Origin of the sequence: Streptomyces changchenzhani, from assembly GCF_039766235.1 — a bacterium.
Classification (GTDB): Bacteria; Actinomycetota; Actinomycetes; order Streptomycetales; family Streptomycetaceae; genus Streptomyces.
This window is the reverse complement of record NZ_JBDHNH010000003.1, coordinates 467,480-485,503: the sequence shown is the minus strand read 5'-3', so window position 1 is coordinate 485,503 and position 18,024 is coordinate 467,480. Positions and strand designations below refer to the sequence as shown.

Genomic DNA, 18,024 nt, shown 5'->3' with positions numbered 1-18,024 from the left:
GCTTTGCTCCTCCGGCGCGGTGGGCCTGCTCCGGGGACAAGGCTGAGCCCCGTCCGTCAGGTCGTGCCGCGCTCGTTCGCGGCAGAGCGACGGGGCACCCGGCGCCACCGATCACACGCTGCACAACAGCGGGCAGATACTCCACGTCGCCCAGCGAAATACTCCAGGACGCCGGCCCGGGCGTCGTAGTGCGTGTGGCTGGCCATCTTCCGACGGCGTCCACCGGCCATTCTTGCCGGTGCTCCCGGACCGGCGAAGGCGCGTGGCGGCAGGTCGGAAGCGTAGCCCGGGGATGGATCAGCGGTGGCGCGCGGCCGGATAGTTGGCGTGGCGGTTCCTTGGCCGTGCAGGGCGTGACAGGTGGTTGCCCGGGCCACCACAATGCCCTGCACGCAGCCGATCCGGTACGAGCCGTCGTGGCGTTCGGCTGTGCGGGAGCGGAGGTCGGCCATGGGCGGCGCAGCGCAGGCGGCGGGGGCGGGTGGCGTGATCTCGCTGCCGCAGGGTGGTGGCGCGGTCGCCGGCTTGGGCGAGACGTTCGCGCCCGATCTGTTCACCGGGACGGGCAATTTTACCGTGCCGCTCGGGGTGCCGCCCGGCCGGGCCGGTCTCGCACCGCAGCTGTCGCTTGGGTACAGCACCGGCAACGGCAACGGCCCGTTCGGCGTGGGCTGGCAGCTCAGCCTGCCGGGTGTGGCCCGCAAGACCGCCCGTGGCGTGCCGCGCTACGTCGATGGCGACGGGCCCGGTGGCGGACAGCGGGCCGATGTTTTCGTCCTGTCGGGGACGGAGGATCTGGTGCCGGTGGAGGGCAGTGGGGCGGGGCGATTACGCTACCGGCCGCGTACGGAGGGGCAGTTCGCGCGGATCGAGCACGTGCGCGATGGCTCGGGCAACTACTGGGAGGTCCGCGGCCGGGACGGCACGCTCACCCGGTACGGCACCCCACGCCCCGGCGGCGCGGACGCCGTCTGGCGCGACCCTGCGGTGGTCGCCGACCCGGATGACGCGGGCCGGATTTTCGGCTGGCGGGTCACCGAGGCCCGGGACGCGCTCGGCAATCTGATCCGGTACGAGTATCTGCGCGACCGGGGCCGCGAGCCGGGGCACGCCTGGGACCAGCCGTTGCTCGCGCGCATCCGCTACGCGGACTACGGGGACCGGGCGGCGCCGTCGTTCCTGGTCGAGGTGGAGTTCGCGTACGAGCAGCGGCCCGATCCCTTCTCCGTCCACCGGTCGGGATTCGAGGTGCGGACGTCCCTGCGCTGCCGGGCCGTACGCGTCATCACGCACGCCGCCGACCAGGTCGCCCGGCTCGCCCGCGAGTACCGCTTCGGCTATGAACAGGCCGCGTTCAACGGGGTGTCACTGCTGACCCGCGTCGAGGTGACCGGCATCGACGACCAGGGCGTGCCGCCCGGGCAGGAACCCGCGCGGGAGAGCCTGCCGGCGCTGACCTTCGGTTACACGGGCTTCGACCCGGCCAAGCGGCGCTTCGATGCGGTGACCGGTCCCGGCCTGCCGACGGCGTCGCTCGGCGATCCGGCGCTCGCCTTGGTCGACCTGCGAGGCTGCGCACTGCCCGACGTGGTGCAACTGGGCGCCACGCCCCGGGTGTGGCGCAATGCCGGCGGCGGCCGCTTCGAGCTGCCCCGCCCGCTGGCCGAGGCACCACCCTGCTCGCTGGACGACCCCGGGGTGCGCTTCCTCGACGCAGACGGCGACGGCCGGCCCGACCTGCTGGTGTCCGGGCCTGCCGCGCGCGGCAGGCCCGGGGGCCGCGGTCTGCGACCCACAAACACGGCCGCGGCTGCGGGCTACTTCCCGCTGAGCTTCGCGGGCGGCTGGAGCCGCCGCTCCTTCACGCGCTATGGACAATCGCCCTCGGTGAGGCTCTCCGACGCCAACGTACGGCTGGTCGATCTGGACGGGGACGGGCTGACCGATGTGCTGCGCTCCGGCACCCGACTGGAGTGCTGGTTCAACGACCCCGACCCGCGCCGTGCGTGGCAGCGCACGACGAGCACAACCGTGCCCGACGAGCTGGTCGATCTCGCCGACCCGCGGGTGCATCTGGCCGACATGACCGGCGACGGGCTGGCCGACATCGTGCTCCTGAGCAGCGGCAACGTTTCCTACCTGCCGAACCTCGGGCACGGCCGGTGGGGCGCCCGGGTGGCGATGCGCCGCTCACCCCGGCTGCCCGACGGCTACGACCCGCGCCGGGTGCTGCTCGCGGACGTCGACGGGGACGGCGCCGCCGACCTGATCTTCGTGGATCACGGCCGGGTGCTGCTGTGGGGCAACCGGTCCGGCCATGAATGGACGGACGAGCCGGTCACCGTGCGGGGCACCCCGGACGTGGTCGGCACGGACAGCGTGCAGCCGTGCGACCTGTACGGAAGCGGCACCGCCGGACTCCTGTTCAGCCGGACCGACGACGGGTCGGGCCGCCCGCACCTGCGGTTCCTCGACTTCACCGGCGGGGTCAAGCCGCATCTGCTGGACCTCATGGACAACCACCTGGGGGCCATGACCCGGGTGACGTACGCGCCCTCCACCCAGGAGTACCTGCGCGACCAGCGCGATCCGGCGACCCGGTGGCGCACGACCCTGCCGTTCCCCGTGCAGGTCGTCACCCGGGTCGAGGTGACGGACGCGATCTCGGGTGGCCGGGCCACCACCGACTACCGCTACCACCACGGCTATTGGGACGGCGCCGAGCGGGAGTTCCGCGGTTTCGCGAGGGTGGAGTACCTCGACACCGAGACCTTCGCACCCGAAGCCGCCGCACCTGAGCGGGACGAGCACCATTCGCCGCCCACGCTGTCGAAGAGCTGGTTCCACCCCGGCCCGGTCGCCGCGGCCGAAGCGGGCGGCTGGGCCGAACTCGATCTGAGCGGCGAGTACTTCGACGTCGATACCCCGATGCTGGTGCGCCCAACGGCCCAGTCCGCGTTCTTGGCGTCACTCCCCCGCGACGCCCGCAGATCCGCGCTGCGCGCCCTGCGCGGGCAGCTGCTGCGCACCGAGCTGTACGCCCTGGACGGCACCGCCCGCGAGCACCGCCCGTACACCGTCACCGAGTCTCTCCCCGGGGTCCGTGAGGAGGCACCGCCCGCCGCGGACGACACCCGTCAGCGAATCTTCTTCCCGTTCACGCTCGGCGGGCGCGTCACCGAGTACGAGCGCGGCAGCGAGCCGATGACCCGCTTCACCTTCCCCGCCGGATACGACGCCTACGGCCGCCCCACCGGGCAACTCGCCGTCGCCGTCCCGCGCGGCCGCGACCCCCTGGCCACCGTCGCTGCCGCGCCACAGCCCTACTTGGCGACGTACACCCGCCTCACCTACGCCCAGCGCGACGACGCCACCCACTACCTGGTCGACAATGTCGCCAGAAAGGCCGAGTACGAGGTCGTCCACGACGGACGGCTGCGCGTGCCCGACCTGCGGGACCTGGTTATCGCTGGGCCGACGCCGGGCATCGGGGTGACGCTGCGCGTACTCACGGACACCCGCAACCGCTATGACGGGGAGGCGTTCACCGGGCTCGCCCCGGGCGTTCTTGGCGAGTTCGGGCTGCTAACTCGCACCGAGTCGCTCGCGTTCACCGACGCGTTCCTCGATTCCCTCTACCCCGCGGGCGATCCGGCGGCCACCGGCCCGCGCCCGGTGTATCTCGCGCCGGGCGGGAGCGTCACCTGGAGCGGCGAGTATCCGCAGGAGTTCCGCGACCGGCTGCCGTCGCTCGGCGGGTATGTGCACTACCGCGACGGCGAGTTGCCGGGGTCACCCGCCGGCTACTACGTGATCACCGCGCGCCATCGGTACGACTCCCAGGTGGCGGGCCGGGTGCCGCGCGGACTGCCGCTCGCCTCCCTCGACCCGCTGGGCGCACTGAGCCGTATCGACTACGACCGGCACGACCTGCTGCCGGTGCGCTGCGTCGACCCGGCCGGGCTGACCACCGAGGCTGCGACCGACTACCGGCTGCTGTACCCGCGCGAGCTCACCGACGCCAACGGCACGGTCACGTCGGTGACTTACTCCCCCGCCGGCTTCGTCACCGCCCGTTTCGTCCGCGGCCGGGGCGGCGAGGGCGACCGTGCGGCGCCCGGCATCCGGATGACGTACGACCTGCTGGCCTTCGCCGAGCGGCGCGGGCCGACATCCGTGCGTACCGTCCGGCGGGCACATCACGACACGGACAGCGGAGTGCCTGCGGACCGCATCGACGAGGTGCTGGTGTCGGTGCAGTACTCCGACGGGTTCGGCCGAATCGTGCAGACCCGCGCCCAGGCCGAGGACACCCTCTTCGGGGATCCCACTCACGGCGGCGGCGTCATACCGGCAGGTGACCTCACCTCGGTCGGCGACACCACGGGACGCACCCGGAGCCCATCCGGACCGGAGAACGTGATCGTCTCCGGCTGGCAGGTGTACGACAACAAGGGCCGGGTGGTGCGCAAGTACGAGCCCTTCTACTCCACCGGTTTCGCCTACGCCGCCCCACCGGAGGCCCAACTCGGGCGCAGGGCCACACTGTTCTACGACCCGCGCGGCCAGGTCGTACGCACCCTCAACCCGGACGGCAGCGAGCAGCGCGTCCTGTTCGGCATCCCGGCCGATGTGGCCGACCCCGAGGTGTTCGCGCCGACGCCCTGGGAGTCGTACAGCTACGACGCCAACGACAACGCGGGCCGCACCCATCCCGGCCGGGCACAGACGTACGCAGGCCATTGGAACACCCCGGCGAGCACCGAGGTCGACGCGCTCGGCCGCACCGTGCGGACCGTCGCCCGCACCGGGCCCGCGGCCGCCGACCGGCTCGTCACCCGGTCCGCGTACGACATCCAAGGCAATCTCGTGTCGGTCACCGACGCGCTCGGCCGGGAGGCCTTCCGCTACGTGCACGACGTGGCGCGCAGGCGCTGGCGGGCCGACGGCAACGACTGCGGGCGCCGGGACACGGTGCCGGACGCGCTCGGCCGGCCGATCGAATCCCGGGACGGGAAGGGCGCGTTGACGCTGTGCGCATTCGACGCGCTGCGCCGCCCGAGCCGGGTGTGGGCGCGCGACGGGGCCACCGGTCCGGTGACGTTGCGTCAGATGGTGGAGTACGGCGATGGCGGCACGGACGGGCACAGCGCCGCCGAGCGGACCGCGGCCAGGGCCCGCCATCTGCTCGGCCGCCCGGTGCGCCATCACGACGAGGCGGGCCTCGTGACCGTCACGGCGGCCGACTTCAAGGGCAATGTCCTCGAATCGACGCGGCAGGTCATCGCCGACGCCCCGATCCTCGCCGCCTATCAGGACGCCAAGGACAGGGGCTGGCAGGTGGTGCCCTTCCAGGTCGAGTGGACGCTCGCGCCCGGCCAGAGCCAGCAGGCCCGCGACGCCCAACTCCTCGAGGCGGCCGGGTATGTGACGACGTCGGCGTACGACGCACTCGACCGGGTCGTGCGCCACGAGTTCCCCACCGACGTGGAGGGGCGCCGGCGGGTGCTGCGACCCGTCTACAACCGGGCGGGCACCCTCGATCAGGTGCGGCTCGACGACACGACGTACGTGCAGCGGATCAGCTACGACGCCAAGGGGCAGCGGACGCTGATCGCCTACGGGAACGGCGTCATGACCCGGTACGCGTACGACCCGGACACCTTCCTTCCCGTCCGGCTGCGCAGCGAGCACTACACGCTCGTCGGGGACCTCACCTACCGTCCGAGCGGCGATCCCCTGCAGGACCACGGCTACGCCTACGACCTGACGGGAAACCCGCTGACCGTGCGCGACCGGGCGCCGGGCAGCGGCATCCCCAACAACCCGGGCGCGCTCGGCGCGGGCGACCCGCTGCTGCGCAAGCTGCTCGGCGGCGGCGACGCCCTCGACCGGCACTTCACCTACGACCCCCTCTACCGGCTGCTGAGCGCGACGGGCCGCGAACACCAGGCCCCGTTCGCCGGTGACCCGTGGAACGCCCCGCCGCGCGGCACCGACGTGACCCGGACGCAGGCGTACACCGAGACCTACCGCTACGACGCGGCGGACAACCTGCTCTCCCTCGCCCACACCGGCCCCGGCGGCTTCACCCGCACCTTCACCGTCGCACCCGACAGCAACCGGCTGCGGCGCACGACCACCGGGCAGACGCCGTACGACTACACCTTCGACCGCAACGGCAACATGGTCACCGAGACCACGTCCCGACACTTCGCCTGGGACCATGGCGACCGGCTCAAGGCGTTCGCGACCCAGGCCGCGAACGCCGAACCGTCGGTGCACGCGCAGTACCTGTACGACGCCACGGGACGGCGGATCAAGAAGCTGGTGCGCCGCCAGGGCGGCGCCGTGGAGGTCGTGCACTACGTCGACGACCTCTTCGAGCACCACCGCTGGAGCACCCCCACGGGCAGCGGCCAGAACCAGCACTTGCACGTCATGGACGACCACCGGCGCGTCGCGCTGGTACGGATCGGCCCCGCCCACCCCGACGACCGGGGCCCGGCCACCGCCTACCATCTGGGCGACCACCTCGGCAGCAGCGTGGCCGTCCTCGACCAGGCCGGGGCCCTCACCAACCGCGAGGAATACACGCCGTACGGCGAGACCAGCTACGGCAGTTACACCCGCAAGCGCTATCGGTTCACCGGCCGCGAGCGGGACGAGGAGAGCGGCCTGGGCCACCACGGGGCCCGCAACTACACGCCATGGAACGCACGTTGGACCAGCTGCGACCCGCTGGGCGGCGTCGACGGGCTCAACCTCTTCCTGTACGTCCGCGCCAATCCACTGCGCCTGACGGACCCCGAGGGCAAGCAGAGCGCGCCGATCAACGATGTGGTTGACGACGCGATCAGTGCGATCGACAGCGCGGACAACCCGTTCCAGGTCCAGGGGAAGGCCGGGCTGCGGGGCGTGCCCGTGTCCCTCGACATCGACGAAGCACTGCCGGTCGGGCAGCGGGGCATCTCGGTGGCCGAGGCGCGGGCCAGGGCCCTGGACCTGTCAAACCGTCAGCTGCTCGATCCGGCCACGAACCGGGCCACCAAGTACCTCGGCGTCGAGTCACGCGCCGCCAGTCTCAGCCGGGCCGTTCGGTCGGTGGCCGAGGACGCGAGCATCCTGCTCACCCACCGGTTCAACGAGATCACGGAGATGCGGACGATCTTCGCCGAGGCGGTCGGGAAGATCCGGGACCCCATGGGGATGTCCCCGACCGCGCTCAAGGCCGCGATCAACGGCCACATGTGGCAGATCATCAAGACCGGGACCAGCACGGCCGCGGTGCGCGTGCGACAGGCCCTCGGCAAGCTCGGGTTCGACAACGTGCCGGAAAAGGGCTTCATGATGCGCAGGCCCACCGGGGGCGGCAGCCCCGTCACGCCGCGTCCGGCGCCCGCGGCCTCCGGTGCGGGAACCGCGGCGTCGGAGGCAGCAGCCGCCTCCGAAGGCATGGCAGCCGAGCGGGTGGCGGTGGCCGAGGTCGCGGAGGCGGGCACCGCCGCCGGCAAGGCCGGCCGGGTCCTCGGATTCGTCGGCAGGGCCGCCATCGCCATCCCGGTCATGTACCGCTCCTTCATGGTCGGGGCCCATCTGCGCGAGGGGCACGGCTGGGAGGCCGCCAAGCAGATCAGCCTGCTGGCCTGGGAGTTGTCCCCGGGACCGCTGCTCCTCGCCGGGGCTGAGGGCCGCCAGGAACTCATCCAGAAGATCAGGGCGACGTACTCCCCGAAGGCAGCGGAACAGATCATCCGCAACTCCTGTCTGTACTCGTCTCCCGCCTGCCGCCAGTGAGGCGCAGGAGCATCGACGCGAACGACGTCCCAGTGATCCGTACGCCGTCCCGGTCGCCCGTTCGGGATTCATCCGCGCACATCCACGAAAGGGGGTCGTCGTGACCGCCAAGGACGCAGAACCGCCGTACACCGCAGACGAATGGGGGACGTCGGGCAACCAGGAGGTCGCGACCGGCCGCCGGTTGCCCGCCGCCGCCGCCGACGCGCCCCCGATCCCGAAGCCCCCGCCGGACGTGCCACCGTCGGTGAGCATCTCCGTGTCCGCGGGCCAGGTCGTGGCCGGCGTGCCCAAGAACGTCGTCGTGGGGCTCGACCGCGGCACCCGCTGGGTGTGGATTCCCGCCGACTTGACCTATGAGCCCAAGCCCGCGGTCACCTACACGCAGACCTGGATCACCGTCGACGGCGCCGTGGTGGTCCGCGACCCCCACGGGGACGGCGGCACCTACTCCCTGACGTTCCCGCGCCCCGGCGACCACACCATCATGGCAACCGGGATCGCCGGCGGAGCCGAGATACGGTCGGCGCCGCGCGGCGTCCACGTGGCGGCGGCCGCCCCGCCCGCCTTCACCCTCACCTCTCCCCCCGACGGCACCGTCGTCGGCCTGAGCGAGGGCGGCGGTCAGGTCAGCGTCCAACTCACCACCCCTGGCGACCAGTTCTTCCCGCTCACGGTGAGCATCACCCGGGACGGCCAGACCACCTCCGAGCAGCTCACCGGCACCACGTACACGAAGACGGTTCTGCTGGCCCCCATGCCGCTCGGCGCCCGCTCCCTCTCCGTCAGCTGCGCCGACCCGGACGGACAGACGACGACCCAAACCCGCTCGCTGACCTGCCGTGACATCGCCCCGCCGCATGTGCGGGTCGCCTCGCCGCAGCCCGGCGCCCACCTCGTCGGCGACACGAACGGCGCGGCGACCGTGCCGGTGCAGGGCACCGCCGAGGACACCCAGAGCGGCATGGTCGGCGCCCCCGCCACCGTGGCCTGGGCGCTCGCGCCCGGCGGCCCGTGGACCACGGTCCGGCCCTCGGCCGCCGGTGACTTCCGCAGCTGGAGCGCCGACATACCCCTTGCCGGCTTCGGCGCCCACACCATCCATGTGCGGGGCAGCGACCAGGCGGGCAACGCGATCGCGGCCCCGCTCGCCATCCCCCTCGTAGTGATCAGTTCGTACGTTCCCGCCACCTTGGACGAGCGCCTCGGTGAACGGCAGTACCTGACGGGGCTGTTGTCCTTCGCGCAGGAGCAGGTCACCGTGCCCGGCAGCCCGTCGGCGCCGCTCGACACGCGCACGCTCGTCGCCGCGCTCGGCCAGCCCCTGGACCGGCTCAGCCAGCCGCTGTCCGCGGCGGCCGACCGCGGCAGCCGCGAGGTCAACCAGCTGCGGGTGCCCGTCGAGCTGCTGCGCGCCCGCATCGCCGCCACCGCCACCCCGACCGCTCCCGGCGCCGCCGCCGAGGCCGCGTACCGTTCCGCCGCCTACGCCGGTCTGCTCGCCGCTTTCGGCACGTCCTACGCCGAGTTGCGCCTGGTCCGGGGCGCCGATGCTACGGCCCGCCGCGCGCTGGCCGACCGGCTTGGCATCCGGCCGGCCGCCACCCGGCCCGACGAACTGGACCGGCTCGTCTTGGACGGCTCGGCGCTGACCGAAACGGCCCTGGAGACCCTGTTCGGCCTGCCGTCCAGCACCGGTGCCGACCCGCTCAGGGCGCCCGCAACCCCGCTGATCCTCACCTGGCAGCTGGCCGGCCTGGCCCTGTCCTGGGCCGAGCAGGACCAACACCCGCGTACCCCCCAAGCGTTCACCGCGCTCGCCGACCCTGATGTCATCACCGCCGACGATGTCGTGGCGGGCCCCAAGGGCAACCCCCTCCGTACGCTGCTGGCCCAGCGCGCCCGCGCCCTGTCCAACCACGGGAACCTGCTCAACAGCCTGCGCAACGCCGAGCCCGACCCGGCCAAGGGGCTCGCCGCCGTCCAGACACAGGCGCTGCCCGGCGTCGACCTCGCCGATCTGGAGGCGAAGGACGCGCGCGGCACCGACATCGCCGCAGCGCTCGCCGCAGCGGGCCTGACCCGCAGCGGCTTCCTCTGTCTGCGCCGGCTCGGTCGCCTCGCGGCCGTGGGACCGCTCACCCAAGCCGAATGGATTGATGCCATCGCCACCCTCGTCGGCGCCCACCGGCGACAGCTGTATCCCACCTGGCAGGCGCAGGAGACGGCCTTCGTGCTCTCACCCGACTTCTTCGTCCTCGCCGACAAAGAGCCCCAGGTCAACGTCTATCGCGCGGACCGCCGGGCGCGGGGCGACTGGCAGACCGTGCTGCGTGGCCGGATCACCGAGCGCCAGGACCTGCTCGACTCCGGCGCCCGGGCGGTCGCCGGAGTCGAGCAGGTCGCCCTACCGCTCCTGCGCGACGCCCTGCTCACCGATCTCGCCGCTCCCACCAGCAGCGACCTCACCGCCACCGGCGAGGTGATGTCGGCGCTGTTCCTGGTCGACGTACTGGCCGGGGGAACGCTGCGCACCACCCGGATCAAGCAGGCTATCGAGAGCGTCCAGTCGCTGCTGTCCGCGAAACGCTCCGGCGAGCTACCCCCGGGGCATCCGGCGGCCGCCTGGACCCTCAACGACTTCGACGCGTTCACCGCCGCCTGGGTGTGGATGGGCGAGCTCGGCAGCTGGCAGTCGGCATCCCTCGCCTTCCTCTTCCCCGAGCGGAACCTGGACCCTGCGCTCCTGGTGCCGAACGCCAGGCCGGCGCTGCCCTTCGACACCTTCTACGCCAACATCCGCGGCTCGGGCCCGTTCAGCGCCGCCGACGCCGCCCGGCACGCGGCGTCGTACGTGTCCCAACTGGGCCTGAACTTCACCTACCTCGACCCGAGCCGGTCGGTGGACCACCAAAAGGCGCTGCGGGACCTGTCCGCCCGGCAGAGCGAGAGTGCCGCCCGGGAGGCCTTCTGGGCCGTCCCCCTGCTGCTCGCCGCGCGGCTGCAGTCGGTCGGCGACTTCCAGTCCGCCCTCGACTGGTACTGGCTCGTCTACCCCTACGACGTCAGCGCCCCCATCTCCATCTACCACCGCATCAACCTGGAGTCCCCGGCCCGGCCCGATCTGCGTTTCCCGCCCAAGTGGACGGCGGGCCTCGCCCCGTTCGCGCTCGCCCCGACCCGGCCGACCCCGTACAGCCGATCCACGCTGCTCGCCGTCATCCGCTGCCATCTCGACCACGCGGACGCCGAGTTCACCCGTGAGACCAACGAGTCGGTCGCGCACGCCCGCGCCCTGTACGTCAGCGCGCGACACCTGCTCGACGCGACCCAGCTCAAGGCGCTGCAGCCGACCAACGCCGGGGAGCCGGCCCTCGCGATCCCGGAGGTCGAGTCGCTGCGGGCCCGGGCACGCACGCAGCTCGCCAAGTTGCGCCAGGGCCGCAACATCGCCGGAATGCCCCGCGCCCAGGGCGTCTCCACGATGGTCACGGTCAGCCAGCCGACCCCGTACCGCTTCCGGGTCCTCCTGGAGCGGGCCCGTCAACTCACCGGTCAGGCCGCGCAGATGGAGGCCGGTTACCTCGCCGCCCTGGAGAAGTACGACGAGCGGAACCTGCGAGTGTTCGACGCGATGAAGGGCATCGACCTGAGCGCCGCCCAGGCCGCCCTTGCCACGAGCCGGGTCAAGGAGGCGGGCGACGCGGTGAGTGCCGCCACCGCACAGCAGACCAAGGCCCAGGTCATGGCCGAGAGCTATACGGCCGCGATCGACGCACCCCCGAACGCGTACGAGACACGTCTGCTGCACGCGTACGACAAGCTGCGCGACATCAAGGACGGCATCGTCGTGGTGGACACCGCCATCAGCATCGCGCAGGCGGCCTCGAACGCGGCCAACCTCCTTGACGAGGTCTTCAGCGGCGGCGCCAAGGCGGCGCTGGCCATCGGTATTTCGGCGGGCTTGGTCGCCAAGGGCGGCCTGCAGGCGTGGCAGAACGACGTCGAGGCGCAGATGCAGGCCAACCAGTTGAACGCCGGCATCGAGCAGCGCCGCGACGAGTGGCGGCGCCAGCTGGTCGCCGCCGAGCAGGACAACCTGGTCGCCGCCGCGCAGGTGATGACGGCGCAGGACCAGGTGGCCATCGCCCTGCAGGAGGAAACCATCGCGGGCCTCCAGCACAACCAGGCGGTGGCGACCCTGAAGTTCCTCACCTCCCAGTTCACCAACGCCGATCTGTATCTGTGGCTGAGCACCACGCTCGGCGGGGTCTACCGCTACTTCCTGCAGCAGGCCACCGCCACCGCCCGCCTCGCCCAGGCCCAGCTGGCCTTCGAGCGGGCCGAACCCGCCCAGTCCCTGATCCGGGGCGACTACTGGCAGTCGCCCACCGACACCGCCGGCGCAAGCCGTCGGGGCCTGGCGGGGGCCGAGCAGCTCGCCGAGGATCTGACCCGCCTCGACCAGTACGCCTTCAACTCCGAGCGGCGCCGCCTCAATCTCTCCCAGACGTTCTCCCTGGCGCGGCTGATGCCCATGGAGTTCCTGGGCTTCCGCGAGACGGGAACCCTCGCCTTCGCCACCCCCATGACCCTGTTCGACGCCGACTTCCCCGGCCACTACCTGCGCCTGGTCCGCACGGTCCACACCAGCATCGTCGCGCTCGTCCCGCCGGACCGGGGCATCCGCGCCACCCTGTCCTCCAACGGCATCTCCCGGGTGACCACCGGACAGGACGGCGTCTTCCGCGACATCACAGTGCGGCACGACCCGTCCCAGGTCGCCCTTACCTCCCCGGTCGGCGCCACCGGGGTCTTCGAGCTCGACGCCCAGTCCGACCTCCTGCTGCCCTTCGAGTCCAGCGGCGTGGACACCACCTGGGAGCTCCAACTCCCGCGCGCCGCCAACCCGTTCGACTTCTCCACCATCGTCGACGTACTGATGACCATCGAGTACACGGCACTGCACGACGACGCCTACCGCGACCAGATCACCACCCGTCTCAACGCCGACCGGCAGCGCGGCGCCGACTGCGTGTTCAGCCTCGCCCGGGACTTCCCCGACCAGTGGTACGACCTCAACAACCCGGCCGACCCCGCCGCCAGCGCGGTCACGCTCACCCTGCGCGGGCCCGACTTCCCGCTCGCCATCACGGACCTGGCGACCGCCGCGGTCGCCGTGCGCCTGACAGGCAAGGAAGCCGTGCCACCCACCACGGTGTCGCTGCACCGGGGCACCGCCGGGGGCGAGGCCACCACCGACGACGGCATCGCCTCCACCCGGCGGGGCAACGCCGCGAGCTGGCGGGCCCTGAACGGCGTCACCCCGGCCGGCGATTGGCGTCTCGGCTTCGGCCCCGAGGCCAAGGCCCTGTTCGAGGCGGGCGGGCTCGACGACATCCTGCTGGTCGTCAGCTGGCGGGGGCAGGGCCCTGTCTGGGGGGCGGTGGCGTGAACCGGGAAGGGTGGATCCTCTGGAGTGAAGGTCGGGATCGAGCGGGTGAGGCTGTAGTTCTGCTGGTCGGGGGTGGGGTAGAACCGTCGGGCCGCTGGACCGGATGGTGCGCTTCGCGTGCGGGCATGTCCTGGCGGCTCCCGAGAACGCCGAGCCGCTGACCGAGCCGGCCGCCGCTCAAGGGCTGACCGTCGCCTCGTACCGCAGGCCGGGCCTGAGCCCTGCACGGCTGGTGTGACGGGCTAGCTGGTCAGCTGCACTCTTCCTTGATCCAGTCCGTGTGGGCGCCAACCCAGCTCACCGGGAACGGGGTTCCCGCGGCGGTGCCCGAACCCGGACGGTGGCCCCTTGGAGGTGTCGGCCCTGCAGTCCGGCGGCCTGCATCAGTCATGCGACACGACGGCGGCCGCACCCGGCACCCTCGCGCTTGAGCACGGCATGCACGCGCGGGGCCCCGTAGGTTCCGCACGATGTCGCGTGGACCTCGATAATCTGCTCGGTCAGGTCGGCATCCCGCACTGCACGGGGGCCGGGCAGGCCGGTACGACGGGCATAGAAGGCGGCCCGGGAGACCTTCATCAGCTCACACGCCCGCTTGACGCTGTGACCTGCCTGCTTCTCCGCCTCGATGAACGGGTGCACCGTCACCGGGTCTCCTTCGCGAAGAAAGCTGTGGCCCGTTTGAGGATGTCGACATCCTCGCGCAGCCGGCGGTTCTCCCGCCGCAACGCGGCCAGTTCCTCGCGCTCTGCGCTGGTCAGTCCGTTGCGCTCGCCCGCGTCGACCTCGGCCTGCTTGACCCAGTCCCGCACCGCGGTCTCGGTCAGCTCGAAGTCCTTGGCGACCTGCCCGACCGAGCGGTCACCTCGTCGGCACAGCCCAACGATCTCGGCCTTGAACTCCGGCGTGAACGAACGGCGAGGGCGGCGAGGCTTCTTCTTCCCCATGCTCTCCATGATGGACATCCTCCCGGGGCTGAACCCCTGAACTCGAATGTCCGTCAAAGCGGATCAAGCCCACCCATCGCCGATCAGTGGCTTCGATTCCTTCGATTCGGCCGGAGCATGGGCCGAGCTGACAACGAAGTCACACGCTGGTGGGGCGGCCTTCTACTTCCGGTGGTGCCTGGTGACCGGGCGGGACTGGACAGCGGCACCTCGGGACTTGGGCCTCTTCATCGTGTGGTTGAAGTACACGCCGTCCCGGCCGGTGAACGGCTCCGCAGCGGTTGTGTTCGGCCCGGGAGCCAAGCCGGTACGGGGCGAGCGACGGATCAACGTGATCCTAACGGCGGTGCGCGGGCTGCTGTCGTACGCGTCGTCGGTGGGGGCAGCGCCCCAGTCGGTGCTCGGCCAGATCTACGAGCTCGCCGACACCCGAGATCTTCCCCGCATGCGCCGCAGCCCGTTGCCCCTGGTCGTCACCGGTGGGCAGCGGGCGGACCGCCGGAGCCCCGTTCGATCCTCCTGGTCAGGGCGACTCCCGCGGCCACCGCGCCGACGACGGCCACCGCGCCGGCGGCCGTCGCGAGGGCGGGACGGTTGTTGGTCCATCTCGCGCGCGCTTCCTCGTACGTCCACTCCTTCAGCGTGCCGTTCGCGGTCATCCGGCAGGTGTCGCCCGGATGCATCGTCCGATTGACGCACGTGATCTCGACGCCGTCCCGCAGGGTGTTCACGCCCTTCACGAGGAGGAACAGTCCGATCACGAGCAGGATGAGGATCAGGGCGCAGCCCATGTCCTGCTCCGGCGTGGCTTTTCGGCTCATACGTCGAAGGGTGGCTCGCCAAGCGGTTTCCCAGCTTCTCTTTCTAGAAAACTATTCCAACCTTGACGGCTAGGCCGTGTTTTAGATAGGGGTTCCGGTCCACGCCTCGCGCTGTGATGATCATGGTGTGGGGCGTGGGGATCTTTCTGATGAGCAGTGGTCGGTGCTGGAGTCGTTGCTGCCTGCGGCAGGCGTGAGCCGCAGGTCCGGGAACCGGCGGCGGTTGATCAACGGAGTTCGATGGCGGGTTCGGACGGGTGTTCCGTGGCGTGATCTGCCGCGCGAGTACGGGCCCTGGCAGACCGTTTACGGGCTCTTTCGCCGATGGCAACGTGAGGGTGTGTGGGCCCGGATTCTCACCTTGTTGCAGGCGAGGGGTGATGCGGCCGGGGTGATCACGTGGGAGGTAAACGTCGACTCCACGGTCTGCCGGGCCCATCAGCATGCTGCCGGTGCCCGGCGGGACGGCGCCGGGCCGAAGGAGCCCCCGGGAGGGGTCGGGGTCGAGCCGGAGGATCACGGGCTGGGTCGGTCGCGGGGCGGGTTCTCCACGAAGATCCATCTGGCGTGCGAGCAAGGCCAGAAGCCGCTGTCGTTGCTGGTCACGGCAGGTCAGCGGGGTGACAGCCCACAGTTCGAGCCGGTCCTCGAAGCGATCCGGGTGCCCAAGGCCGGCGGTGGCCGTCCCAGGCGCAGGCCACTGCGGGTGCGTGGTGACAAGGCGTACTCTTCGCGCGCCAACCGTGCTTACCTGCGCAGACGCGGGATCCGCTGCACCATTGCCGAGCCGGCCGACCAGGTCCGCAACCGCAAGCGCCTTGGCCGCGCAGGAAGTCGGCCGCCGGCCTTTGAACCGTTCCGGATTCGGTAGAGACCCTAGATTGTGGCTGTGACCTGCAGATTTGTCTGATGTTGGTAGTGGACGGCTTCGTATTCGGCTGGCGGGACGTGGCCTATCTCACCGTGGAGTCGGCGGTGGTTGTACCAGTCGACCCATTCGGCGGTGGCCAACTCGACGTCGCTGAGGGCCTTCCAGGGCCGCTGGGGCTTGATGAGTTCGGTTTTGTACAGCCCGATGGTCGATTCCATCAGCGCGTTGTCGAGGGCGTCGCCGACGGTGCCGATGGAGGCCGCGATCTGTTCGGACGCCAGGTGAGCGGCGAGACGGAAGCTGGTGTACTGCGAACCGGCGTCAGAGTGATGGATCAACTCCCGTGCAATGACTGGGGTGTTCGCGCGGTCGCGCTGCCACAGGCCCATTTCGAGTGCGGACAGCACGAGCGGTGTCTGCTTGTTCGTCGCGGCGGACCAGCCGATGATCCGGCGGGAGAAGGTGTCGACGACGAAGGCGACGTAGACGGTGCCGGACCAGGTGGCCACGTAGGTGAAGTCTGCGACCCAGACCCGGTTCGGGGCGCTGGCCACAAACTGCCGGCCCAGCCGGTCCGGGGCCCGCTCTGCTTCCTTGTCCGCCTTGGTGGTGACGATCTTCTTCCCGCGCACCGCTCCCGTGATGCCTTCGGCCTTCATCAGGCGCTCGACGGTGCACCGGGCCACCTGATGACCTTGCCGTTTCAGTTCGGCCCAGATCTTGCGGGCTCCGTAGACGCTGTAGTTGTCCCGGAAGATCTCCACGATCAGGAGTGCCAGTTCCGCGTCCCGCATGGCACGGGCCGACGGTGGGCGCTTCTTGTGGGCGTAGTAGGTGGACGGGTGGATGCTGCAGTCGTGCTCGGTGAGCGTCCTGCAGATCGGCTCGACTCCGCCGAAGCGGTCCCGGTGCTCGTCGATGAACGCTACGAGCGTGTGTGTGGCCGGTCGAGCTCGGCCGCGAAGAAACTTGCCGCAGCCTTGAGGATCTCGTTCGCCCGCTTCAGCTCGGCGACCTCCCTCTTCAGGGCCTTGAGCTGGGCGGATTCCTCGGTTGTGGTCCCGGTCCGGGCACCGGCGTCGACTTCTGCCTGCCGCACCCAGTTCCGCAAGGACTCCGGCCCGATGTCGAGCTTCGCTCCGATCGAGCGGATCGCCGCGGACTCGGTCTTGTACTGATCACGAGTCTCCAGGACCAGACGCACGGCCCGCTCCTTGAGCTCCTTCGGATATTGCTTCGCCATAACGCACTCGATCCTTCCAAAAGATCGAGCCTCGATCAAACCCGGAACGGTTCAACACCGGAAGATTCGTCCTTGGGCAAGGGTTGCTTTCAGCTGGACACGTCCTCACCCTTCGTGTCCGCATCGCGGGGCGGTGCGCACCGCGGGACAGCGACAGAGAGTGCGCCACACCCCTCGGTGCGCACGGTGCGGTCCACCGTCCGCACCGCAGTGCCAGGTACTCAGGAACCTGTGCACGATGATCCCCACGCCAGCCCGGGTGGTAAAACCCACCCACCCCCGAGCGGCTGTAGGGGCGGGGGTCGCTCCGGCGGCTCCCGCGCCCGCAGTCAGCTCCAGAACGCGTCCGAGACGTCGATGTCCTCGGTGCATTCATCGATGTCGGAGATCTTCCCCCCGACAATGGTGAAGAAGAGCCCTTCGCGGATCTCGATGCCACGGTCGTTCCGATCGGCCCGCGACGTGTGGAAAGACATAACGTGCCCGCGCCCATCGGCGAGCACGGATCCGAGCTCGACCCGCATGGTGCCGTTGGTCAACTCGCCGAGCCGGCGATACAGCTCGAGGACGGCTTCGCGGCCCTTGTGGTGCCCGGAGATCGGGCTGTTCCCGGGCACGTGGTGGACGACGTCCGACGTCATCAGGGAGGCGAGGGTGTCCACGTCACCCGCGCCGAATGCTGCGTAGCCCCGGCGTACCAGGGCACTGTCCATGTGCTCAGCCATAGCGATCCACACCTTCACTCAGATGATTTGCCCCTTTTCCCCCTCATTTCCATTATCCGGCGAGCCCGGATAACTGTCCACGCCGGGCGCACACCGGCGGTGCGCACCCGGTGCGCCTCACCGCCGTGCAGTGCGGTGCGCATCCCGGCCCGGCGGGAGGGGACG

The 18,024-nt window shown here is 70.8% G+C and carries 8 protein-coding genes and 1 pseudogene; 4 read left to right on the top strand and 5 right to left on the bottom strand.

Annotation, left to right across the window (positions count from 1 at the left end; genetic code table 11):
• Window positions 1-450 precede the first annotated feature (450 nt).
• The 3 genes from ABCR94_RS13445 (at window position 451) to ABCR94_RS13435 (ending at window position 13,490) form a co-directional block, all read left to right on the top strand.
• Window positions 451-7,797, top strand: a complete 7,347-nt coding sequence (locus ABCR94_RS13445) for a SpvB/TcaC N-terminal domain-containing protein (RefSeq protein WP_347119484.1) — start codon at window positions 451-453, stop codon at window positions 7,795-7,797.
• Between the two features lie 100 nt (window positions 7,798-7,897).
• Window positions 7,898-13,252 carry a Tc toxin subunit A-related protein gene (locus ABCR94_RS13440; RefSeq protein ID WP_347119483.1) on the top strand — a complete coding sequence of 1,785 codons (5,355 nt, stop codon included), beginning with the start codon at window positions 7,898-7,900 and terminating at the stop codon, window positions 13,250-13,252.
• Window positions 13,253-13,355: 103 nt separating this feature from the next.
• Window positions 13,356-13,490, top strand: a complete 135-nt coding sequence (locus tag ABCR94_RS13435) for a hypothetical protein (RefSeq protein WP_347119482.1) — start codon at window positions 13,356-13,358, stop codon at window positions 13,488-13,490.
• A gap of 149 nt (window positions 13,491-13,639) precedes the next feature.
• Here ABCR94_RS13435 and ABCR94_RS13430 read toward each other — a convergent pair whose 3' ends face one another.
• The 3 genes from ABCR94_RS13430 to ABCR94_RS13420 all read right to left on the bottom strand — a co-directional run bounded on the left by ABCR94_RS13430 (window position 13,640) and on the right by ABCR94_RS13420 (window position 15,020).
• A complete protein-coding gene (locus ABCR94_RS13430) occupies window positions 13,640-13,900 on the bottom strand; it encodes an IS3 family transposase (RefSeq protein WP_347119481.1) in 261 nt (86 codons plus the stop codon).
• On the bottom strand, window positions 13,897-14,208 hold the full coding sequence (locus tag ABCR94_RS13425) for a transposase (RefSeq protein ID WP_521976899.1): 312 nt from the start codon (window positions 14,206-14,208) through the stop codon (window positions 13,897-13,899). The genes ABCR94_RS13430 and ABCR94_RS13425 overlap by 4 nt, the downstream gene beginning before the upstream one ends.
• A gap of 464 nt (window positions 14,209-14,672) precedes the next feature.
• A complete protein-coding gene (locus ABCR94_RS13420; RefSeq protein WP_347119480.1) occupies window positions 14,673-15,020 on the bottom strand; it encodes a hypothetical protein in 348 nt (115 codons plus the stop codon).
• A gap of 127 nt (window positions 15,021-15,147) precedes the next feature.
• On the opposite strand from ABCR94_RS13420, the pseudogene ABCR94_RS13415 reads away from it, so the two are divergent.
• A pseudogene (locus ABCR94_RS13415) lies at window positions 15,148-15,873 on the top strand (IS5 family transposase); the annotation flags it as partial.
• A 23-nt stretch (window positions 15,874-15,896) separates the two neighbouring features.
• Here the strand turns inward: ABCR94_RS13415 and ABCR94_RS13410 are convergent.
• Together ABCR94_RS13410 and ABCR94_RS13405 are read right to left on the bottom strand one after the other, a co-directional pair.
• Window positions 15,897-17,134 (bottom strand): IS3 family transposase gene (locus ABCR94_RS13410; protein WP_347117015.1). Its coding sequence is split into 2 segments (ribosomal slippage): window positions 15,897-16,861 and window positions 16,861-17,134, totalling 1,239 coding nucleotides; the frame shifts between segments, so codons are not numbered across the junction.
• A 329-nt stretch (window positions 17,135-17,463) separates the two neighbouring features.
• Window positions 17,464-17,859 (bottom strand): nuclear transport factor 2 family protein, encoded by a 396-nt coding sequence (locus ABCR94_RS13405; RefSeq protein WP_347119476.1) that lies wholly within the window; start codon window positions 17,857-17,859, stop codon window positions 17,464-17,466.
• Window positions 17,860-18,024: the final 165 nt, after the last annotated feature.